The sequence below is a fragment of the Brenneria nigrifluens DSM 30175 = ATCC 13028 genome (assembly GCF_005484965.1).
In the GTDB taxonomy this organism is placed as follows: Bacteria; Pseudomonadota; Gammaproteobacteria; order Enterobacterales; family Enterobacteriaceae; genus Brenneria; species Brenneria nigrifluens.
This window is the reverse complement of the sequence record NZ_CP034036.1, coordinates 4167494-4189931: the sequence shown is the minus strand read 5'-3', so window position 1 is coordinate 4189931 and position 22438 is coordinate 4167494. Positions and strand designations below refer to the sequence as shown.

General features: G+C 46.8%; 19 protein-coding genes and 4 pseudogenes. 13 read left to right on the top strand and 10 right to left on the bottom strand.

Going from position 1 to position 22438, the window contains the following annotated elements:
• Window positions 1-9: 9 nt before the first annotated feature.
• The 6 genes from EH206_RS19730 to EH206_RS19705 are packed head-to-tail and all read right to left on the bottom strand — an operon-like array spanning window position 10 to window position 5525.
• Entirely contained in the window at window positions 10-1452 is a 1443-nt protein-coding gene (locus tag EH206_RS19730; protein WP_009114555.1) for a class I adenylate-forming enzyme family protein, read from the bottom strand.
• Complete coding sequence (locus EH206_RS19725; RefSeq protein WP_009114554.1) at window positions 1449-1982, bottom strand: hypothetical protein; 534 nt, start codon at window positions 1980-1982, stop codon at window positions 1449-1451. The genes EH206_RS19730 and EH206_RS19725 overlap by 4 nt, the downstream gene beginning before the upstream one ends.
• Window positions 1979-3088 (bottom strand): beta-ketoacyl-[acyl-carrier-protein] synthase family protein, encoded by a 1110-nt coding sequence (locus EH206_RS19720; protein WP_232216546.1) that lies wholly within the window; start codon window positions 3086-3088, stop codon window positions 1979-1981. The genes EH206_RS19725 and EH206_RS19720 overlap by 4 nt, the downstream gene beginning before the upstream one ends.
• Before the next feature lie 29 nt (window positions 3089-3117).
• Window positions 3118-3615, bottom strand: a complete 498-nt coding sequence (locus tag EH206_RS19715; RefSeq protein ID WP_009114552.1) for a 3-hydroxyacyl-ACP dehydratase FabZ family protein — start codon at window positions 3613-3615, stop codon at window positions 3118-3120.
• On the bottom strand, window positions 3612-3887 hold the full coding sequence (locus tag EH206_RS19710) for an acyl carrier protein (protein WP_009114551.1): 276 nt from the start codon (window positions 3885-3887) through the stop codon (window positions 3612-3614). Before EH206_RS19710 ends, EH206_RS19715 begins: the two co-directional genes overlap by 4 nt.
• Before the next feature lie 54 nt (window positions 3888-3941).
• On the bottom strand, window positions 3942-5525 hold the full coding sequence (locus tag EH206_RS19705; protein ID WP_009114550.1) for a class I adenylate-forming enzyme family protein: 1584 nt from the start codon (window positions 5523-5525) through the stop codon (window positions 3942-3944).
• A gap of 388 nt (window positions 5526-5913) precedes the next feature.
• On the opposite strand from EH206_RS19705, the gene EH206_RS23535 reads away from it, so the two are divergent.
• The 3 genes from EH206_RS23535 to EH206_RS19695 all read left to right on the top strand — a co-directional run bounded on the left by EH206_RS23535 (window position 5914) and on the right by EH206_RS19695 (window position 8627).
• The gene (locus EH206_RS23535) at window positions 5914-6045 is read left to right on the top strand and encodes a hypothetical protein (protein ID WP_255342502.1); all 132 of its coding nucleotides are present in this window, start codon (window positions 5914-5916) and stop codon (window positions 6043-6045) included.
• Window positions 6046-6151: 106 nt separating this feature from the next.
• The gene (locus tag EH206_RS19700) at window positions 6152-7129 is read left to right on the top strand and encodes a LysR family transcriptional regulator (protein WP_009114549.1); all 978 of its coding nucleotides are present in this window, start codon (window positions 6152-6154) and stop codon (window positions 7127-7129) included.
• 294 nt (window positions 7130-7423) lie between these two features.
• Window positions 7424-8627, top strand: a protein-coding gene (locus EH206_RS19695; protein WP_136163929.1) for an IS3 family transposase whose coding sequence is annotated in 2 segments (ribosomal slippage) — window positions 7424-7746 and window positions 7745-8627 — 1206 coding nt in all. Because the reading frame shifts where the segments join, the coding sequence is not laid out codon by codon here.
• Window positions 8628-8944: 317 nt separating this feature from the next.
• Here the strand turns inward: EH206_RS19695 and EH206_RS19685 are convergent.
• On the bottom strand, window positions 8945-9205 hold the full coding sequence (locus EH206_RS19685) for a helix-turn-helix domain-containing protein (RefSeq protein WP_009114545.1): 261 nt from the start codon (window positions 9203-9205) through the stop codon (window positions 8945-8947).
• A gap of 117 nt (window positions 9206-9322) precedes the next feature.
• Here EH206_RS19685 and EH206_RS19680 point away from each other — a divergent pair.
• Both EH206_RS19680 and EH206_RS19665 read left to right on the top strand, forming a co-directional pair.
• A pseudogene (locus EH206_RS19680) lies at window positions 9323-9545 on the top strand (helix-turn-helix domain-containing protein).
• Between the two features lie 870 nt (window positions 9546-10415).
• Entirely contained in the window at window positions 10416-10604 is a 189-nt protein-coding gene (locus tag EH206_RS19665) for a hypothetical protein (protein WP_009114544.1), read from the top strand.
• Between the two features lie 79 nt (window positions 10605-10683).
• Here EH206_RS19665 and EH206_RS19660 read toward each other — a convergent pair.
• Window positions 10684-11941 (bottom strand): annotated as a pseudogene (locus tag EH206_RS19660) (tyrosine-type recombinase/integrase).
• Between the two features lie 421 nt (window positions 11942-12362).
• Here EH206_RS19660 and EH206_RS19655 point away from each other — a divergent pair.
• The 4 genes and pseudogenes from EH206_RS19655 to EH206_RS19640 all read left to right on the top strand — a co-directional run bounded on the left by EH206_RS19655 (window position 12363) and on the right by EH206_RS19640 (window position 19309).
• The gene (locus EH206_RS19655; RefSeq protein WP_009114543.1) at window positions 12363-12587 is read left to right on the top strand and encodes a type II toxin-antitoxin system TacA family antitoxin; all 225 of its coding nucleotides are present in this window, start codon (window positions 12363-12365) and stop codon (window positions 12585-12587) included.
• Window positions 12588-12704: 117 nt separating this feature from the next.
• Window positions 12705-13832, top strand: a complete 1128-nt coding sequence (locus EH206_RS19650) for a site-specific integrase (RefSeq protein WP_009114542.1) — start codon at window positions 12705-12707, stop codon at window positions 13830-13832.
• Between the two features lie 355 nt (window positions 13833-14187).
• Window positions 14188-16325, top strand: a pseudogene (locus EH206_RS23695) (site-specific DNA-methyltransferase).
• Window positions 16325-19309, top strand: coding sequence for a restriction endonuclease (locus EH206_RS19640; protein WP_009114541.1), 2985 nt, complete (start codon window positions 16325-16327; stop codon window positions 19307-19309). Before EH206_RS23695 ends, EH206_RS19640 begins: the two are co-directional and overlap by 1 nt.
• Window positions 19310-19411: 102 nt before the next feature.
• On the opposite strand, the pseudogene EH206_RS19635 reads toward EH206_RS19640, so the two are convergent.
• Window positions 19412-19528: pseudogene (locus EH206_RS19635) on the bottom strand (IS1 family transposase); the annotation flags it as partial.
• 176 nt (window positions 19529-19704) lie between these two features.
• On the opposite strand from EH206_RS19635, the gene EH206_RS23130 reads away from it, so the two are divergent.
• Both EH206_RS23130 and EH206_RS23690 read left to right on the top strand, forming a co-directional pair.
• Window positions 19705-19968: a hypothetical protein gene (locus EH206_RS23130; protein ID WP_009114540.1), complete on the top strand. Its 264-nt coding sequence runs from the start codon at window positions 19705-19707 to the stop codon at window positions 19966-19968.
• Complete coding sequence (locus EH206_RS23690) at window positions 19874-20137, top strand: flagellar protein FlhE (RefSeq protein WP_071778492.1); 264 nt, start codon at window positions 19874-19876, stop codon at window positions 20135-20137. Before EH206_RS23130 ends, EH206_RS23690 begins: the two co-directional genes overlap by 95 nt.
• Window positions 20138-20199: 62 nt before the next feature.
• Here EH206_RS23690 and EH206_RS19625 read toward each other — a convergent pair whose 3' ends face one another.
• A complete protein-coding gene (locus EH206_RS19625) occupies window positions 20200-20766 on the bottom strand; it encodes a hypothetical protein (RefSeq protein WP_009114539.1) in 567 nt (188 codons plus the stop codon).
• Window positions 20767-21241: 475 nt separating this feature from the next.
• Between EH206_RS19625 and EH206_RS19620 the strand changes: the two genes are divergently transcribed.
• Together EH206_RS19620 and EH206_RS23685 are read left to right on the top strand one after the other, a co-directional pair.
• Complete coding sequence (locus EH206_RS19620; RefSeq protein ID WP_040344124.1) at window positions 21242-21943, top strand: ABC transporter ATP-binding protein; 702 nt, start codon at window positions 21242-21244, stop codon at window positions 21941-21943.
• Complete coding sequence (locus tag EH206_RS23685; protein WP_369750601.1) at window positions 21936-22430, top strand: ABC transporter permease; 495 nt, start codon at window positions 21936-21938, stop codon at window positions 22428-22430. Before EH206_RS19620 ends, EH206_RS23685 begins: the two co-directional genes overlap by 8 nt.
• The last annotated feature ends 8 nt before the right edge of the window (window positions 22431-22438 follow it).

Sequence of the window (22438 nt, the reverse complement as noted above, 5' to 3'; positions counted from 1 at the left end):
TGAACTCCTTTATTTAGTGGCGACGTTTTGGCGAGCGGTTTTTCTCCACCCCATTTCTGAAGCAGAGTGCAGTGCGATGAGCTTAGGTTGTTCACTGCGAAGCAGAGTTTTGCCGAGTTGGCGTCGAATCTCTCCTTCACTCAGTGAAGCATCGTGGCAATAGACATCTAGTGTGAATTCCACGCCTCCTGCTTCAGGGGCGTCGTTGTGTACCCACGCTTCTGCACGGGACACTCCTGCAATGGTTTCTGCTATTTCACAGACCGATTTCAAACACACTTTTTCGCCGCGGCTCATGACATAGGTTGGGTTGCGCTGTTTAAAGAAGAGATAGCCGTCCTCATCAATGGTGAAGCGATCGCCAGTATGAATAATGCGGCGCTCTCCCTTGCATGGTGTATCAATACCTTCATCTATATTCCGGATTCGTCGAATCATTCCGGTATAGGTTTCGACGATGAGCTCGCCATCCTTATCGCTGGGGTTATCTTTGTGCAGGTAAACGTTAACCTCAGGAAAAGGCTTGCCAACGGACGCATATTTATCGGGAGATGAGCGGTGTGCAGCCAGTGTTGCAACACGCGGTCCCGCCTGAGTCAGGCCATAGGTGAGATACAGTTCAATCCCAGGGTTACGGGATAACACAGCTTCAACTAAACTGGCTGGGAGCGCGTCTCCGCCGATGGTTAATCGGCGTAATGGCGCGGGGAGCGTCCCTGAACCGGATTGCAGCCACGCATTAACCATTGTCGGCGTAATGGATGATTGGGTTATTTGGTAGGTTTCAATCGTTCGTTCATAGTTGCCAGGCGTAAAGGGCGGTCCGGCAATAATGGCCGTATTCCCCAGTGCAAAAGAGGAGAGTAGCTGCGCGACGAAAGCATACGAATAGTACATTGGTAGATTGATCAATATCCGATCTTCCGCTCGTTGTTCAACGGCTTGTGCATGATTACGCGCATTACGAAATAGATCGTCGATATGAAATAAGCAGCCGCTAAAAATGCCGGACGTTCCCGACGTGAGAAGGATGACCTCGCCATGTTGGTAGCGACGTTCTCTGGGGATATCTAATCGAATCAACTGACCAGACTGTGCCAGAGCCTGCGCGGGGTGGGTTTGTGCCAGCCCCGGAGGAAGGTGTAATGCGATCAAGTTCCTGGCGCCAACTACCTGCGCAATACGATAAATACGAGACGCTGGCGCAGAGGACGGTAAGAGTACGGGAACCGCGCCAATTTCCAGCAGGGCGAAAATGATTACGGCGAATTGCACGCTATTTGGAATTGCCAGCATTACAGGAGTGCCGGGTTCAATCCCATTTGTACGAAGACTTTTTACCAGATCGTTGAACACCAATGATGGCGCATCATGCGTATTGACATCGACCTGAATAAGACGATCCAGAAAGTGCTTAGCGGAATTGGGCGTTATTGTGGGTTGGGGCATCATTTATGTTCCCCTCCACTCTGAGTGACGACAACACTATGAATGTGATGACCTGACTCGTCGACATGATGATCGGTAATGATGACGTGAGTCGCTGAACCCTCATCCAGCCAGATCTGCGCTAATGCTGTGGCATAGATTTGCATGTTGTCTGATGGCATGCTCCAGACGATACTCGGGCCGCTAAATCGTAGAAACTGTGACGGAAGGCCGATGACCATCCCTGGACAAGCTCCGGAAAAACGCAGTGGTGAAAGATGTCCTGAAGGGAGCGTTGCGGAAATGTCGTGTATCGTCTTGAGTGTACAATGGTCGCTAATAGCGATGTGTCCCACCGATGAGCATGCCGATGTGATGACATCGCGGTGCTCAATGATAGCTTGCTCAACAGCTTCAAGAACAAGCCATGATAAAGGGTCAGCATAAAGCGATGCTTTTTGTGCAGGTTTATAGGTGGATAGATCAGCCGCGCTAGCCATCCCTTGACCCACGATCTTGAGGGGTTGCTCGGTTACTGTTTCGACATTTTTCATCGTGCTGCACTCCCTGCACTTTGGAAAACCAGGCAAGTGTTAAATCCGCCAAACCCAAGCGTTATGCTTAGCCCGGCTGTTGCTAAACAAGGAATGTTGTTTTGAGGAGCGATAGGTAAATTGAGATCGCTAATGGGTTCGCGCAAGCCATGAATTGGGGGAAGACGCTGTGTTCTTAATGCCTGTAGCACGACGATAGCTTCAATCGCTCCCGTTGCGCCAAGCGTGTGCCCAAACGCTCCTTTTGTTGCAAATAGCGTCGGTGGGTTCGGTAGAGAGGCAAAAAATGCAGAGTAAGCTTTTGCCTCTACGGTGTCGTTAACCTGTGTCCCTGTACCATGAGCGTTAATAATGGAAACATCTTCCGATTTTAAGCCTGCGCTATTGAGCGCTCGCTCTACGGTAAGCATCACATTTTGCCCTGATAAATCGGGCGAGACTGCGCTGGCGGCATCGTTTGCCGAGCCGGCGCCAGCGAGAACGCCATAAGGCTTGGCGCCACGACGCTTGGCGTGCTCTTCAGACTCCAGTATCAGAAATGCAGCGCCTTCACCGAGAACGGTGCCGTTGTGGCTGATATCGAACGCATGTAAGCCATCGGTAGACATTGTGCCTAGACGCGAATGGCTAAGTCGTTTCCCTTGCGTGAGAATATCCGCTCCCCCGCATACGCATATTTCGGTCAGGCCGGCCTTAATAAAGTTCAGTCCTGTTAAAATGGCATCGGATCCGGCTGAACAAGCGGTACTTACTGTTACTGGAGGTTTAATGCAACCGACGGCTTTAACCGCTTGTGTTGACCATTCTGATAACGAGAGGGTATCGGGTGAGTCTAAATGATGGCCATAGCTGGTCCCTAAAACAGGGATAATATCTGGATAATTCGCAGGAATAGAAGCATCCTCAAGCGCTTTGCGTAAGGTTTTTACTGTTAATACATGTTGACGTTTTGCTCCCTCCCATTCCAAAGGGATGTCTGGAATGGGAGAGGCAAGGTTACTGCGTAGCGATAATGTGGAATCCAGCTCGGTTATACCGGAAAGGCCCTCTAGCAGATGCTGCCAGACAGTGGGTATTTCATCACCTAATGCCGTAGACCAGGCCATACCTGTAACCCAAACAGGAGAGTGGTGATTTACCATAACTGTTCCCCTAACGTGGATATATTCTCGCGTACCAGCGAGCCTTTTAGCATTCCGACGGTTTGACCCGCGACTTCTGCTTTGCAGGAAAACGTTAAGAATTTATCGCGCAAACTTTCGCAATTGAGTTGGAAAATGATTTGGTCGCCGGGTACAACCACTCGCGTAAAGCGAGATTTAATTGAACCGACTAGGGTTATTTCATCATCCGTCAGCGGTGAGGTTGAAAGTTGAAATAAAATAATGGCTGATTGTGATATGGCCTGAATCATATGACTTGCCGGAAAAATAGCGCGCTCCGGAAAATGACCTGCAATGGAATCTGTCTGGCCTGACACAGCCATAAGTGTTTTAATATAATTTCCAGGTTCGTAATCAAGAACACGATCAAGGTATACCATAGGATGTCGGTGCCTTAGCCACCCTTTAAGTTCCGTGAATCCCATCATACTTGGCTGACGTTTATTTTCGTCTTGGGACTGAATACTCATTGCTTTTCTCCCTGATGATTGGCACTTTGGGTTAAATCCGAAATCAAATTCGTTAATGTCTGAATTGAGTCGAAATATTGAGGGGTGAAGTATTCATCTTCAATTTTGATGTTGAAGGCATATTCACATTGAGCCCGTAATTCACTGAAGCCCAGAGAGTCTAAGCCCAAACCATCACGCATATTAATCTCTGTTTTAATGTCTGAACGAGGAATGCTAATAAAGAGATCGTCGATTAGAATCCCGATAATGGTATTTTCTATATTTTTCAAAATAATATCTCCTTCGGTAAGTGCTTTTTACAGGTTGATTACCATCTGTAATTTCTATTTATGATGTGTGACGGAATATGAGTTATCTCTAACGTTAAAGTATATTTCTGCCTGATTCTTCAATGAGTTATATTCATTTGATAGTCTCCTGCGGCTGATTTTTCCTGTGACTGCTATAGGTGTTTTTCTTATGAAAATATACTCTGAAGGGTGTTTGTAATGGGAGAGATGGTCTGATAAGTAGGCTATTATATTTTCTGCGTCGGGTGAGCAATCCTTTTTCATTTGAATTAATGCAATAATACGTTCACCAGCGAAGGAATCAGGGATACTAAAGACGACTGCATCGGCAATGCCGTCATGTTGAATGAGTGTCTGTTCAATTTCTATCGGGTATACCGGGTAGCCTTCTATTTTTATTTGGTCTTTTTCTCTCCCAAGAAAAAAAAAGCTTCCGTCATTACTTTTCCGAACAATATCGCCTGTAGCGAGCCATCGATCATTAGGAAAACGATCAATATCATTTCCATTCCAGATACCTATGGTTCTTGCCGGAGAGCGAATGAAAAGTTCCCCATTATCTGATTGAGTATCATTTATTTTAATTTCTACGCCAGGAAGGGGCCAACCGATAGAGGGATTGTCGATAGCACAAAGATCGTGGTGGTATACCACAGGCCCCCCTAGTTCTGTCTGTCCATAAGAGCTTTGAAGACGAGATCCAAAGTATTCAAAAAATTTCTTGCTTAATTCTGTTGCGCAGGAATCTCCGCCCGCAACACAAACCGTTTCGCTGAGATCGAGTGATGTGTTTTTTTGATCTACTATATTAATAATACTTTGGAAATTTGATGGTGTGCCTGCAATCCATGCTGGTTTGGTTTCTTTTAAAGTTTCTATAATATTGTTTATGTCAGATTCTGAGAGTAATAATACTGAATAGCCCTTGTGAAGAGCGGCTAGGGTGATAAGTATGCTCCATGGGCTGATGAGATCGACTAAGCTAAGAATTACGGGGCAGGCTTCACCAGCTTTGGATGGTTTGGGATTTATTGTTTTTTTTGTTAAGTTTATTGCTTCAATTAGTGTTTTTTGTGAATAAACAATGCCTTTAGGCGTTCCTGTCGTTCCTGACGTATAAAATATAGAGGCAAGTGTATCCGTGGTGATATTCTCTGCTGGGTCTTCATAAGATAGAAGACTCATGTTTTCCTTGGTATGAATAAGATTTGTTTCATTTTTTTTATCTATGTCAATAATCCATTTTTTTTCAAGGCTTTTACATGATTCAATCTCTTTTTTTGCTTCATTAAATCTAGTTATATCACCAATATATGCACGTGATGAGCTATGTTGAATTAAATTCTTTACTTCTTTTGGTGATAATTTTAGGCTGAGGGGAACAAAGATGGCCCCAACTTTCAGGCAAGCATAATATGCAGCTATAAGTTCAATGCTGTTACCCATGTGGATAGAAATTCGATCTCCCTGTTTTATTTTCTCACTCTTTAATTCTGTCTCTATCCACTGGATTAATATAAGTAAATCATAAAATGATATATCACGATTCTTTGATTTTACGGCTGTTTCATTTGAATGAAGAAGTGCATGTTTTCTAAAGGATGAAAAAGTATTCATAACGATTCCCATATGCTTCATATAGCAGGATTGTGAAATTTGTGATTGAATATCTTTTCCATAGTTATAAATGAGGTTTAGTGGCTTAAAAATGGGAAAATAGTTGTTGTTATTATTCCTTTTTCTCATGTTCTTTTTTGGGATTATTCTCATAGTGTTAAGATTTGGGGTAAGGTATTGCTAGGGCCTATTAATTGGGAGGGTAATGGAGATGAATAAATGGACTGGGTCAATGACCTCCTTATTGACGCATTAAAGTTTTTGAAATCAATTAGTAAGCAACAATCTTTCACTTTAGCTGTGAGTGAGCTATTTGCTTCACAAGATACTATTAGTTAGTAGGCGTATTAATATCGTTAAGGTTTTTTTTGGGGGGGGAATATCGTAAATGTCAAAAAAAATTTTAACTAAAAAATATAAATTTTTTGTTAATAAATTTTTCCGTGTATTTGAAAAGCCAGGAAAAACATGCGAAGGTATCCACTGCGGTGGAATAATATTAAATATAAATAATCCATAAACTTAACTCTGTGCGCCAGTTAATTTATGTTTTGAACAAGTATAAGGGACAATCTGGATTGTCAATAGTCACTGTTGAAACTAGGATTTTTAATGGAGATAAATAAATGGACTGGGCTAATATTCCCCCTCTTTACGCATTAAAGGCTTTTGAGTCAGCAGCTAGGCACCAATCTTTCACTTTAGCTGCGAGTGAGTTATTTATTTCACAAAGTGCTATTAGCAAGCATATAAATACTGTCGAGGTTTTTTTTGGGAAAAAACTTTTCTATCGCAAAGGTCCAAAGGTTTTTTTAACTAAAGAAGGTGAATATTTTGCTAATGAACTTCTCTGTGCATTTGAAACACTAGGAAAAGCCTGCGAAAGTATCCATCGCGAGGGAGTAGTGTTAAATATAAATAGTCCATACACTTTTTCTGTACGCCAGTTCATTCCTGTTTTGAATAAGTATAAGGGGCAATCTGGATTACCAATAGTTAATATTGAAACTGTTAGTGATGATTTTTTTCATTCACTTGTTAATTTAAAGGGGTGTGATGCAATAGTTAAATATGGAGATGATAAGTTTTCTAATGAATGGGATTGTACCTTGCTTTCATCGGAATGTTTAACTGCTTTGGTGTCTCCCAAATTGTTACATCTTTTTGAAAGTAAAAATAGAATCCTAATTGATCTTATTTATGTTAAAGCAAGAGAGGTCGATTGGATTTTTTGGTGCGAAGAGGCTTGTTTGAAAAATCGGTTTAAGATTCTGAATAAATATGAGTTTGAATCAATAGACTCAGCGATCAATGCTGTGCTAAAAGGATTGGGGATAGCGGTTATTGATATTGGCATGGTTTTTGATGAATTAATGGAAGGGGCTCTGTTAAGTCCATTTAAATGTGCGTTTCCTTCTGGTAAAGGATATTATTTTTTGAAGGGTGATAATCATTCTAATGATATATCTTCGTTGTTAGAGTGTGTGAGACTTGAACTTTCAGGTAGGGGAGCAGGGTTTTGTTTTAATGATAAATGCACTATGAATAATTATAATTGTAGAATGGTAACGGCAGGAAGTATTGTTGGTAATATGATTAAATGATTTTTTTAGCCGTTGTTAGGTGGTTTTTCAGTATGCTGAACATTAATTTTTTTAATAGACTATTTTCTATCTACAAGGGGTTATTTGATTCAAGTTAAAGGATAACCTCTTGTTGTTCATTATATGTTTTTAGTATGGTCGGCATTAAATTTTTGGTTCTAAAAATTTACAGAGTGAATAATTGGTTTTTAATGGCAACAAAGTAGATTAGCCCCATAGATCACCAGACACTTCGCCTCTCTTAAAATAAGAGGTAGTCTTGGAACTATGTTTAACGCCAGTCAGAATAATAAGATGGTTGAAGTGTTATCAGGACCTGAGCGGCGTCGGCGTCGTACACCGCAGGAAAAAATTGCCATTATTCAGCAGACTATGGAACCCGGTATGACCGTGTCTCATGTCGCGCGCCTGCATGGCATCAATGCAAACCAGATATTCAAATGGCGCAAGCAATATGAAGACGGTTCGCTGACGGCTGTTGCATCAGGCGAGGAAGTGGTGCCGGCCTCCGAGCTCGCTGCCGCCAATAAGCAAATCCGCGAGCTCCAGCGCCTTCTGGGCAAAAAGACGATGGAAGCCGAGATCCTTAAAGAGGCCGTGGAGTTCGGTCGGGCAAAAAATGGATTGCGCATGCGCCCTTGTTGCCCGGGGACGACGACTAACCGACGTCTGCCGGAGTATTGGTGTGTCGCGTGCGCAACTGAGCATCAGGGTTCACCGGCCATCTGACTGGCAGGATCACAGACGGCAGCCCCGTTCTGACGATACCACCGTATTGTCCCGGATAAACATGGCGGTGGCTGACCTGCCGACGTATGGTTATCGCCGTGTGTGGGCGCTGCTGCGACGGGAGTCAGAGCGGGACGGCCTGCCTGTGGTTAATGCGAAGCGGGTGTATCGCATTATGAGAACACATAATCTGCTTCTTGAACGTAAACCCGCTGATCCTTGCCGTAAGCGGGCCCATAAGGGGCGCGTAGCAGTAGCTGAAAGTAACCGGCGCTGGTGCTCAGATGGCTTTGAGTTCCGCTGTGATAATGGCGAAAAGCTGCGGGTGACCTTCGCGCAGGACTGCTGCGACAGGGAGAGCATTGACTGGGCAGCGAGCACCGGAGGCTATGACAAAGAAACGGTGCAGGATGTCATGTTGGGTGCGGTGGAAAAACGCTTCGGAAGGCAGTTGCCAACAGAGTCGCTGGAGTGGCTGACGGATAACGGTTCAGCCTACAGGGCTCATGAAACGCGGGCGTTCGCCCGGTTGCTGGGACTGGAGCCTTGCACGACAGCAGTGCGAAGCCCGGAAAGCAACGGCATAGCAGAAAACTTCGTGAAGACGATAAAACGGGACTACATCAGCATCATGCCGAAACCGTACAGCCAGGCAGCGGTGATGAATCTGGCGGTGGCGTTCAGTCATTACAACGAACATCATCCGCATAGTGCACTGGGATATCGCTCACCACGGGAATATATACGCAGGAAGTTATCGCAACCGTAAGAGAGCAAAAACGTCTGGATATATAGGGTCAAATCCACCATCGTTGAAGCAAGAACATTTTCTTTTGGTAATCCAAGTGACTCCAAAAATTGCTCGAACCGATTAAAATCGGTTGAGACGAGTTGCCCTTGTGTTTGTGTGCTAATTATTTCATTTGTGCCCATTTTTATCCTGATTTTTTGTATGGTTTAATTACTTAGCTGTGTGCTAACTGGTTATTCGGATGTATTTGATCTTTTCCAAATATTGCCGATAGGCTAAATCAGAGATCTGGTTGGGAAGAAATTACATATTCTGATACTTTAAATTTAAATATATTAAAGATTATTTGACCATTGATTATGTACTTTCAGTACAACTTCCGCAAAATTATCATCAACCGTATAAAAATAACATTCCGGCACATTAAGCACCTTAGCAAATGCGCACATCATTTCAAATGTTGGGCGGTGTATTCCGCTTTCATATTGGGATATGCGTGATCGTGCAGTGGCTTCTTCAATGCCAGCCAGTACGCCTAGCTTTTCTTGAGTGAGATTTGCTTGTAAACGAGCTGTTTTAAGGCGAATGGGCAACATGATGACACCATCAATAAGGATATTGATAGCATGTTTAGCATTACTTAACATCGTAGTTGTTTAGACTATCTGAACAAATGATGTTTAATGTGAGGCGACAAAATAAGGATCATGGAGATGATTGATAAGGATTGGCACCCGGCAGATATCATCGCCGGGTTAAGAAAGAAGGGAACAACACTGGCAGCCGTTTCCCGAGAGGCGGGGTTAGCTTCTTCCACGTTGGCAAACGCGTTAACAAAAACACTGGCCGAAAGGTGAAAAGCTGATTGCGGAAGCGCTGGGGGTTTCACCCGCCGAAATCTGGCCTTCCCGTTACCGCAAATCAGAAGATCGGTAAAGTAAAACAGGATCTCCCGAACCGTTATCGACCTAGGTCGGTAACGGTTCGGGAGAAGGCAAGCGAAGCGCGACAGTTTATTTTTGTTGTTCGCCCCATTCTCTCACCCCATGACTTCGCCCCATGGTATGGGGCAAGTATATGTGCCGAGCACGTGAGGCGAATGCGGTGGCAGCAATGCAGCCCTGTGCCGGAAAATACATTTCCCGGCACAAAGCGGCGTGCGCCAGTTCATGCGGGCTGGACGCCCTTATTGCCTGGCACATGGGGGTAATGTCGTGGCTGGACGCCACGCCAAAACCCCCAACGTCAACGGCGGCACACCGTCGCGCGCTACGCGCGACCAACCCATTTAAAGCAGCGTTTCCCGTTATTTCGCACCGAGCTTGCGAGAAAGAGAAATAACAGGCTAAAACGCGCGTCTTAAAGGGGTTGGTCGCGCCTCGCTACCGGCTTGTGGCCGGAGACTTAGCTGCGACGGTGTGCGGGGCAAGCCCCCCAAATAAACCGACGCGTGGGCGCGTCTTTTTGCTCGCTGGGGCGGCAAAATTTATTCGGCTCCCCCCGGCCTGCTCGGTTCCCCTTGGGGGCGAACGCTCGCGGGTGGGTTCGGGTGGCGCAAATTAGCCATTTCTACGAAATGGAATTTACTCGCCTCACGCCACTTTTCAATTCCTGAATGACACAGGAATTGAAAAGCCATAAAAACACGTCCGGTACGTTGGTATGGTTTCTGCCATGTCGAAAGAAACGTTCTGTAATACTTGAATTATCCAGATCTTCATCTATATACATTATGAGTCATTTGTTGTGTTAATGGCCCATTAATTGATTACTCTGACATTATTAATATTTTAAAAGGAGAAAAGAATGTCTAAATCAGACTGGGACTTTGTAAACAAAGATCAAGACTATGAATTAAATGATCTTTTAAGCAAGCATGGCTATCGCGAGACAGCAGCAAACAGAACATTGTTAAAAAATAATCTTCCTTCAAATACAAAACACGGAGATGTTAAAAACATCATTCATAAAATTAAAGGGTTAGAGAAAAAATAATTTTTAAAAATTATATAAGCCGTTACAGAGTAATATTTTGCAGCGGCTTATTCTATTTCCATCGGTGCATCAGTCTGGCTCAGGCAACCTTAATCGGCTTCTCAAAGCGATAAGCCGGGATGAATTGATGCTGGCAGGCATCGAGATAATCTGACCACCATTGCATCATCTGTGTGCGTTCGTCGAGGTGCTCCGCTTTGTGAATATAGGCAGCGCGAACGTGGTTGCGTTCCTGATGGCTCATCTGCCGCTCCACGGCATCTTTTGACCAGCGACCTGATTCAATCAACGCGCTACAGGCCATTGTGCGGAAACCGTGGCCGCAGATGTCCATCTGTGTGTCATAGCCCATCGAGCGCAGCGCCTTATTGATGGTGTTCTCGCTCATTGGCTTACGTGGATCGTGATCGCCGGGAAAGAGCAAATCCCCGTTCCCGGACAACTGTTTTAGCTGTTTCAGCACCGTTACGGCCTGTTTTGACAGCGGCACCAGATGCGGCGTTTTCATTTTTGCGCCGCGCTCTGAGTGACGCATGCCCGTAATGGGCTCCCGCTGTGCGGGAAGTGTCCACATGGCGTTATCCAGATCGATCTCTGCCCAACGGGCAAAACGCAATTCACTGGAGCGGATAAAGATCAGCAAATTAAGTTACTGCCGGCTTTGTTAGTAGTCTGCCGGAATAGCCTTCGATTCTTTCCAGTAGTTCCGGCAATTTTTCCAGCGGCAGGGCAGGGTAATGGTTTTTCGGTGGTGGGGTGATAGCGCCGCAGAGGTCATTGGCCGGGTTGCTGGCAATCAACCCCTCCTGTACGGCGTAACGCATGATGACAGTCGTGCGTTGCTGTATCCGTGCCGCTGTTTCCAGACAACCCTTTTTCTCTGCCACCCGCAGCGGGACCAGCAGGTCGGCGGTTTTCAGGTCGGTGACAAGGGCATTACCGATGAGCGGGAAAACGTGCAGCTCCAGTGAACGCAAAACTTTGGCGGCGTGTGCCTCACTCCAGCGAATGTTCGCGGCCACCCACTGACGGGAGACGGTCTCAAAGGTATTGCCGTTTTTTCTCGCCTGTTTGTTCTGCTGTTTCTTCACACCGGGATCGTCCCCGGTGCGAAGTACCGAACGGGCTTCTTCGCGTAATTTACGGGCCGTTGCCAGCGAAGTAGTGGGGTAAGCACCAAACGCCAGCTTTTTCTCTTTGCCGCCGAAGCGGTATTTGAGATGCCAGAGTTTAGAACCGTTGGGTTTAATCAGCAGGTACAGACCCTGCGCGTCGCTGAGTTTGTAAGGTTTATCGAACGGCTTGGCGTTGCGGATGGCGGTATCTGTCAGAGGCATGGTGGGGGCTCCATAGTTTATCGAACCGGCAGGCCCCCAATTAAGCCCCCAAAAACTACGGATGTCAAAAAATCTGGTAGTACCTGTTGGTACTCCAGATTCTTATCAACTTACTGATTTTTCAACGTTCCCGGACGCATAAGGACATCCTGAAACTAAATTTTGGTGCCCGGACTCGGGATCATTCAGCTTTCTATTAAGTTGAAATACAGCATAAAATTTAACCGTGACTGTTGTCAAGACCCGTAGATTGACCCGTATTTTGGCTTTTAGATCAATCTAATAGCTCCATACACGAGAAAAAACGTCCGGTTCGTTCCTTCGGTTCGGTTCCCAATGTCACCTGTAAATCGTAATGGGATAAGCTCTACTCGAACTGTATAATTACTCTCCATAATAGGGACGGGCGGAGGATAACATTATGTCAGTAGAAAAAGACGTTTCTGCTAAACATGTGGCATTAAATTTACGTACCGATCCCGATGAACAAGCCGTTACTGAGGAGGCGTTGATTGATCAGCGCATCATCATGGCAAATCCTGAAGCCTATCAGGAATTCCTCGCCCGTCTGGGTCAGGCTCCCTCCCCAAATGCCGCGCTGCGCAAAATCATGCAAACGCCTGCGCCGTGGGAACAGAAAAAATAATATCCGCCACTGAACCGCTTCACGCCGGATTGGTCGGCTCATGCGAACAGGGGCCTGAATGCGCCCTCTAATTTGTTGTATTGTCTTTCCCTTTGACCAATAGGGAAGACAATAATAGTGAAAAAACGTATCAAAAAGATGCTGTTAGGTAAGGCGCTGGATAAGTATTTTTCAACGGTATCTCGACATAAGCGAGGACAATTGCAGGAGTTTTACCGGATAAATGTCATTAAGCGCTCACTATTGGTTGAGCGGAATATGGATGAAATATCATCAGTTGATATCGCCGAATATCGAGATAGCAGGCTCTCTCAGGTTAATCCACGTACAAAAAAACCTATCAGTGCTAATACGGTCCGTCTCGAAATGGCACTACTGTCCGCGATGTACAACCTAGCAAAAGTTGAGTGGGGGACATGCACGGGTAATCCCGTAGAACACGTAAGAAAACCCGCCGTTTTTTCTGGCCGAACTCGAAGGCTCACATCTCAGGAGGAGCGACGTATTACCCGTTATTTTAAAGATAAAAACCCAGAGGTATTGGCTATTTTCCGGTTGGCCATCGAGACGGCAATGCGGCAGGGTGAAATATTGTCATTACGCTGGGAGCATATTGATCTTCGTCTTGGGATCGCACATTTGCCACTCACGAAAAATGGCTCGGCACGTGATGTGCCTTTATCTTCAAAGGCTAGGCAGGTGCTGAAAGATATCTATGTCTCAGGATGTCATGGAACGGGCAGGGTATTTACTTACTCTTCAAGCGGCTTCAAAAGTGCCTGGCGTACTGCATTACAGGTTATGGCGATAGAAGATCTTCATTTTCATGACCTGAGGCATGAAGCGATTAGCCGGTTATTCGAGTTGGGGACTTTAAACGTCATGGAGATAGCCGCGATATCAGGACATAAGTCGATGAATATGCTTAAAAGATATACTCATCTTAGCGCGGCGCATCTTGTGAGTAACCTTGATGCCAGTAAAAAACAAGCCCAGAAACTGGCTTCGATATTTATCCCTTATCCAGCAGATATTGAGACTAATAGTAATGGTCAGGTGACGATGACATTCTCTGATTTTGATGATTTATCTGTTACAGCTTCTACATATGATGATGCGCTTAAAGTGGCCTCTGTTGAACTGCTTAGATTTCAGGCGATCGCTGCAAAGAATGGCGAGCGGCTTCCCCCACCTGGTCATATTTCGGTAAACATGACTGAACGCGTTCTAATCAACCCGCTTTAAATCTAAACTGGCGATATTGATTCGATATCGCCGTTTTTTGACGCAGATTGCAGGCTTTGCTGACCTGCTGACCTGCTGACCTGCTGACCTGCTGACCTGCTGACCTGCTGACCTGCTGACCTGCTGACCTGCTGACCTGCTGACCTGCTGACCTGCTGACCTGCTGACCTGCTGACCTGCTGGCTAAAGCCGGTGTCTCAGTACGCTAACTCTGCCGGAAGCATGCTGTTTTCGACGCCACTTTTTACATATCACACTGATAATCCGGTGCGGAATCAGGCAGAATCAGCAGGCATCCTCTTTCTGAAGTGCTAAATTAAGTTTTACGATCGAATCAATCACCCGTAACATCCATATGTTATGTACAACAATCACTAAAACACACCGGATTATCAGTATGGCAAATGAACGTATTACTGAGCATAGCTCTGAGCAGAAAGAAAATGCTGAATCGAGTTACAGTATTGATGCTCTGGCCGAGCGCAAACAGGATGAGTTTTGTTCACCACTTTCCGATATCAGCAACGACCTTTTTGAGATCCCGATCACTACCCCGAATTTCCGCATCGAACTGGCTGGTCAGCTTGCCGAATTGGTTCCTGAAGCTGTTGCTGATGGCAAGCTGGATATTGAAAAACTCCGCGAGCTGCTAGCCGATGATGTGGCTGATAGTAACGAGCGTTTTGGCTTGTTCTGGCCGGGGAAAAAGCGCGCGCTGCGTGCCGCACAAGCACCGACTACTGCAACACTGAAACCAGACTTGGCCAACTCAAAAGACTGGGACACGACGCAGAACGTGTTTATCGAGGGAGACAACCTTGAAGTACTGAAGATCCTGCAACGACACTATCACAACAAGGTCAAGCTGATTTATATCGACCCGCCTTACAACACAGGCAAGGATTTTGTTTATCCCGATAACTACAAGGAGGGGCTGGACAGTTATCTGGAGTGGACGCGTCAGGTGAATGAGGAAGGTAAGAAAGTTTCCACCAACAGCGAGACCGAAGGGCGTTATCACTCCAACTGGCTGAACATGATGTACCCGCGCCTGAAGTTAGCACGTAATTTGCTTACCGATGATGGCGTGATTTTTATTTCGATTATGATCATGAACAAGACAACCTAAAGAAGTTGTGCAATGAAGTTTTTGGTGAAAGCAATTTTCTTGCAACACTTGTTTGGGATAGAAACAGAAAAAACGACGCGAAATATTTTTCTGTTGGTCACGAATACATGCTGGTATATGCAAGAAGCATTTCTGTATTAAAAGAATACGAGATCATTTTTCGTGGTGAAAAAGATGGCGTTGATGAATTACGCTCTTTATTCGATAAACTCCACTCCAATTACAAAGATGATTGGCCCTCTATCAGACAAGAACTTTTGGCATTTTACCGCTCAATTCCCGATGACGATGCAAGAGCTCCTCTGAAACGATACACGAAGGTTGACGAAAAAGGCCCGTATCGAGATGACGGAAACATTAATTGGCCGGGAGGTGGTGGCCCTACCTACGAAGTTTTACATCCGACCACAAATCGTCCATGCAAATTGCCAACCAGTGGTTGGCGTTACCCAACACCTGCCCGCTTCTGGGAAGAAGTGGAAAACGGAAAAATTGTCTTTGGCAAAGATGAAACAACGGTTCCCCGTGTACGAACGAATATCTTCGATAGTTTCGACCAAGTAATGGCAAGCGTTCATTACAGCTATGCACAAACAGCAGCGAATGAGTTCAATGCGCTTTTTGACAGCAAACGGGTATTCGAGAATCCAAAGCCGATAGGGGACTTGCGTCGTTTGATTGCTTATACAACATCGAAGGACGACATCATCCTTGATTTCTTCGCCGGCAGTGCTACCACCGCCCACGCTGTAATGCAGCTCAACGCCGAGGACAACGGCAAGCGTCGTTTCATCATGGTGCAACTGCCCGAACCTACTCCTGAAGCTTCAGAAGCTCGTAAGGCAGATTTTGCCACTATCGCTGATATCTCCCGTAAGCGCATTGAACTAGCGGGCGAGAAAATAAAATCCGATTTTGCAGAAAGCCAAGTGGATACCGGCTTTCGCGCCTACAAACTGGCGGACACCAATTTCACCAAATGGCGCGTCACCAGCGATATCGAGCCTGATAAGCTAACCCAACATTTGCTCGACCTGCGCGACAGCAGCACTGATGAGGCCAGTCCTGACGACCTGCTCACCGAGCTGCTGCTGAAACTCGGCTATTCGTTGAGCGAACACCTCAGTACACAAGTTATCGCCGGGCTGGACATCCATGCCATCGCTGGTGATGCCGACAAGCCGCGTCTGCTGGCCTACTTAAACGAGCGAACAAAACCCAAACTGGAACAATTGCGGGAATTGGTAAATGCCGAACCTACGCGCTTGATCGTTCTGGAAGATGCCTTCCACGGCGACGACGAACTGAAAACCAATATTGCTCAATATGCCAGAAGCAAAGGTATTGAGCTGAGGACGGCGTGATGAACAGTCATTCTCAAAATACAGGCTTCCAATTTGATTCGCATCAGCAATATCAGCTTGATGCCATCAATGCCGTGGTGGATTTGTTCGATGGTCAGCCAAAGGATGCCGACAAGATCGCGATTGCCTTGCGTGGCAGCGTTGCCAGTCGGGAAGGTGAGCTGGATTTAGGCATTGAACAGGAGATTGGTGCTATCGGCAATAATCTGGTACTGGATGAAGGCACTATCCTTGCTAACTTACAAACAGTACAGGATCGCAACGGGCTGGAGGTAAGCGAAAAACTGGTTGATGACAAACTGGATTTCGACATCGAAATGGAGACTGGTACGGGTAAAACTTACGTTTATCTGCGCACTATTTTCGAACTGGCAAAGAAATATGGCTTCACCAAGTTTATCGTCCTGGTTCCCAGCGTCGCCATCCGTGAAGGGGTGAACACCAGTATTCGTCTGATGCGCGAGCACTTCCGCAGCCTCTATCCGGCGCAGCCTTTCGATGCGAATGTCTACAGCGGCGACAAGGCTGAGGAAGTACAGGCCTTTGCTACTGCGACCAACGTGCAAATACTGGTGATGACGATCGATGCGATACGCGGTAACAAGAATACGCGCATCATTCACCAGCAGCGCGACAAACTCAATGGCTTGCGTCCTCTGGATTACCTGAAAGGCACGCATCCCGTGGTTATCATGGATGAACCACAGAATATGGAATCACTGTTATCGCAGTCCGCAGTGGGCGAGCTCGATCCCGTATTTACGCTGCGCTACTCGGCCACGCATAAGCAGCGGAGAAATCTGGTCTATCGGCTCGATCCGGTTGACGCGCACGATCTCGGTTTGGTGAAGCAGATCGTAGTGGCTGAAGTCGCACAGCACGGTGCGGATGTTGCGCCTTACGTCAAGTTGCTGGAAGTGAAAGACACGAAAGCCGCGAAACTTGAACTGGCTTGCCGCAAGGCGGATGGCTCTATCGCACGTCGTAGCAAAAAGGTCAAGCCGCACCAGGAGTTGTCAGACGTCACGGGAAATCCTGCTTATACAGGTTGGCGTATTAATGCTTTGAGCATTGCCGCTTTCGGTACGCCTGCCAGTATTGAACTGACGCCGAATGGAAACCTGTTATGCGAAGGTGAATCCCTGGGGGGCGCAACGGGCGCGATTTACAAGGAGATGATTCGGGAAACCGTGCGCGAGCATTTGCGCAAGGAAGCGATGTTGCGCCCGAAGGGGATTAAAGTATTGAGTCTGTTTTTCGTCGACAAGGTGGCGAGTTTTCTCGGCGACGGGGTGAACAACGAAGACGCAAACGGCGAGTTCACGAAGTGGTTCGATGAGGTGTTCAGGGAAGAGCGTAGCAAGTCTGGCGTCTACCAAACATTGCTGCCGCAGGATCCTTGCGAATTACGGCGGGCGTATTTTTCCCAACTGAAAACGCGTGTTGGCACGACCTTTGTGGATTCGTCAGGCACAACGGCCAAAGATGACGACGCCTACAAACTCATTATGCAAGACAAGCAGCGTCTGCTGGACGACGCAGAACCCGTACGCTTCATCTTTAGCCATTCCGCACTGCGCGAGGGCTGGGACAACCCTAACGTGTTTCAGATTTGTACGCTGCGTGAAATGGGTGCGGAAACGGAACGTCGGCAAACGTTGGGACGTGGTCTGCGCTTGCCAGTGGCGAAAACAGTAAAAGGCTATGAGCGTGTTACCGACCGCAGCGTTGCACAACTCACCGTGGTGGCTAATGAGTCTTATGCGACGTTCGCTCAGAACCTGCAAGCTGAATACAGGGAGGCGGGCGTAGCCATCGGACAGGTACGACCTAATGAATTTGCCAAGTTGATGAAGAGGGATCCTCATGGTGCGATGACCGATGACATGCTGGGGTTCAAGACATCTTCTGCCATATTCAAACATCTGGAAAACGCAGGGTTCATTGAGGATGGTAAGACAACTTCCATGTTTCTGCCGGATGCAGCAGGATTCTCATTACATTTGCCTGCCGAGTTCAGATCCTACGAATCAGATATTATCGGGTGCATCCTTAATGCGGGTATCGAGAAATATGTGAAACCTGTAAGCATGCGGGCCAAGCGTAAATTCAACAAAGAGCTCTACGCCTCGCCGGATTTTGAGAGGCTTTGGCGTGCTATCAGCCAGAAAACTACTTATCGAGTGACAGTTAAACACCCTATGCTGATTGAGGCGTGCATAAAAGCGATCAAGGCTGAACCCAAAATCCAGCCGTTACGTATTGATGTCACACGTGCGGGTGTCAGGGTGCTGCGTGGCGGCACGCAAGGGCAAGAACTGAGTGCACGAACTGTCGACCTCAAAGGCAGCTATGACCTGCCGGACATTATCGGTGAGTTGCAGCAAGGTACGTCTCTTACGCGCAAGACGCTGGTGGATATTCTCACCGGTAGTGGCCGGCTGGACGAGTTCATTGCCAATCCGAACGACTTTATGGCGATGGTACTCCGTTGCGTAGAGGGTGAACTACAGCGCGTCATTGTCGAAGGCGTTCAGTATGAAAAGATCGGCGGCTCCATCTATGAACTCCGCGAGTTGCAAGCCGACGGCCTTGCCGAAAAGGATTTCTTCAAAGAGCATCTGTACCGCGTCGAACACCCCGAGAAAACCGATTTTGATTACGTCGTGTTTGATGGCGGGCCGGACAGCCCAGAGCGAAAGTTCGCAGAGTTTCTCGATCACCGCGAGGATATTAGGCTGTTTATGAAACTACCGCCAAGATTCCAGATTGACACGCCGGTTGGCCCTTATAACCCGGACTGGGCCATCATCAAATCCGAAGACGGCGAGGATCGGATCTATATGGTGCGTGAAACCAAGAGCACCATGGATGAACAAAAAAGGAGACCATCCGAAAATGCCAAAATCAAGTCTGCCGAGGCACACTTCAGAGAAATTGGCATCGAGTATGCGGTTTCAGTACCTGAACAGTGGAATATTTGACTGTCGGCTGTAGCGGCATAGGCCTTGAGTGAGGGAAGCGGCGTGTTCAGAGCGGTACTTTCCACGATGTTCCAGCACATTCTGACGGCACGCTCACGAAATTCAGGGGAGTATCAGTATCACTTTTTCATGGAGTTCAACGAGTTCAATAATGCGGAAGAAGCAAATCGTTATCTTTTCCAGTCGTTTAATATGTGTTCGCAGATTAAGATTATGTCGCCATTCTCACAACGACCAACAACGAAAGATTTATGTTTAACGATAGAGACTGTCTCTATGCGCAACCTTCTGAATGATGCATAATCATACAGCCTGTCAAGGATATTGGCGTCAAACAGGCATGAACATTAAACAATAGCTCCATCATATACGTCAAAACAATAAAGGATATTTATATGACGATTAAAAAACGCATTAAATTTGCGTCACTAGCAGCAATCACACTGGCCCTCTCGGCAATATCGCAAGGCGCTGTCGCAGGCACAGCCTCTTACAGCAGCGATGTTGCAATGCCAACGATTTATTCCAAGAACTTCTGGTATAACGTCCCCTCCCGAGTGATAGGTGCTCCTAGCCAACGCCACTATTACCACCGTGCGGTATCGATGGGGATATCAATTTCCACGCCCAACTGGCCTCAGAGTTCTGCTGTGCAATGATGGTGGTACCAAATGTTTCGATGTGACTACTGTGGGGTCTGGTACGGTTAACTTTGATGGTGAGAGTGTAAGCGCTAACACGCCAGTCCGTTTCTATGCTCGCGTGGATGGAACCGGAACCATGTCACCTCTTATTGGAGAACAAGGCCAATTTCGTAGTGAATTATAAGTATTGATAAAACGGATCGAGGGTCGCTTTTTGCCCTCGCTCCAAAATGCACTATTTTGACTTCAACTGACTGCTTGTTCGATCGATCCAGTGGCTTCGAGATAGCTTTTCGATTGCTGATTTGTAAAATCAAACATTTTGGCAAGAATTTCTGTCGCTGGCGTACCCTTGGCTTTTTCCGTTTCGTAGATTGCCCTGCGTTGTGCATCTATGGCCGACGCCTCTCTGGAAAAATTTTCCTTAAAATCTTCATCAATAATACGCCCTGTGGAAGAGAGCTTATTCACGGGGCCGGAAATGCCTGACGCAAGTTGATCACTGATGTCGAAAAGAATAGCGCTGGAAACATAGGCCATGTCATATGCCAACTTCTCGGCACTTGCCGAATCTAAGGTTGCAACACGCAAAGTCTCTTCTTGAGCCAAGGTCCGCCCTTGAGTGGAAGCGCCTTCCGCGTTTGACATTTTTTTTGCCGCATCTGAAATCGTCACTTTGTCAGTTTGACTCGCCACCGTCTGAGTGCGCAACAAATCTGCAAACACTCCTTGTGGTGAATCTTCATTCTGTTTTGAAGCCGTCGACCGGCCAATGCCAGCCCAAGCCTCGGTACTAATACCCGAGATATTCATCGTAACCTCCTAAGAAAAAATCCATTATTTTCTATCAATCCAACGACAGAGGAATTTTTACGCCGTAAGAATTATGTGCCGCAACTGCTACAACGAACATATTTCAACGCAATCCAACAACATAATTATTGCCGCAGGAAAATCCATGTACCATATTCCCTGACTTCATTAACAGTAACCGCTACGCATAAAAGTGCAAATAAAACATTCCCATCAAACCAGAATTATTTCAAATTACTTATGATTTACAAATTAAATTGTAAATGAAAACTTTACGCTATAAATTATACTAACTCGAAGATAGCTATATCAATCATCGAGTTTGAATGTGAAATTCGCTTCAATTCATGGAATCGAGGTTACCACCCGACCATAAGCTCCAACGACCAGACTGACAAAAAATACGTCATGATGACAGAAAATGCCATGTACCAATTTTGGCACAACGGATGAAGACACCATTGGCGCGGAAGTTATGCTCATGAAGCAAGACGAAGGATTCGTTTGCCTACAAAACATCACACAGGCATACAATACAGGCACGTCCATCACGCCAGTGCTGCGTGACATTTCGCTGTGTATTCCAGAGGGACAAAGCTGTTCTATTGTGGGCGCATCCGGTTCAGGTAAAAGCACCCTGCTCAACCTTATAGGTTTGTTGGATCAGCCCATCTCGGGACGTCTTTTCCTCGCGGGTCAAGATATGACACAGTCCACCGTCAATGCCCGTGCCGAGATGCGTAACCTACGTATCGGCTTTATCTTCCAGAATTTCAACCTGCTTCCCCGGCTTAATGCGTTGGACAACGTGGCATTACCACTGCTCTATCGGGGTGTATCGCGCCAAGCTGCACGCCAAGCGGCGCTTACAAAACTGGCGCTGGTTGGCCTTTCTGACCGGATCCACCATCGGCCAGCTGATTTATCAGGTGGTCAACGTCAGCGCGTGGCGATAGCCCGCGCATTGGTGGGTAATCCTGCCTTACTACTTGCCGACGAACCCACCGGCAACCTAGATAGCCAGACCTCCAGTGACATCCTTGAGTTGCTGCTTGTGTTGAACCGCGAACGTGGAACTACGCTGGTTCTGGTCACGCATGACTACAGTATTGCCAAACGCATGGCCCGCTGCATTCAGGTATGCGATGGTCGCATCCAGGAAGCGACGCATGCATGATTCTAGAACACCCAATTACGGCATGACTCCGCTACAGATGCTGTATGAGCCACTAAATAACTTACGTTTGCTGGGGCGGCGTACCTTGTTGGCCTTGCTGGGTATTGCTATGGGGTGTGCAGCCGTGGTGGCCCTGCTGAACATTGGATACAATGCTCAGAACGAGGCCATAAGCGTGTTTCGTGGTATGGGCAGCAATCTATTAGTTGCCAGCGTTCAACCCCATATCGGCCGTCATAAAGCACGACCATCGCTCCCTGCGGAGCTGGATATTGCCGCTTTGCGTCAGGAACTGCCTGGCATACAAGCTGCTGCTGCGTTAATCCCGAGCAGTACCAGCGCACGTGTGCATGGACGCACCATCAATACCATAGTTATTGGTAGTGGAGCGGAACTTCCGGCTGTCATGAGTATGACGCTTGCAAAAGGCCGCTTTCTGAGTGATTTCGATGCCCGTAATACTTATCCGTTCTGGGAGCCAATGTAGAGGCCAGA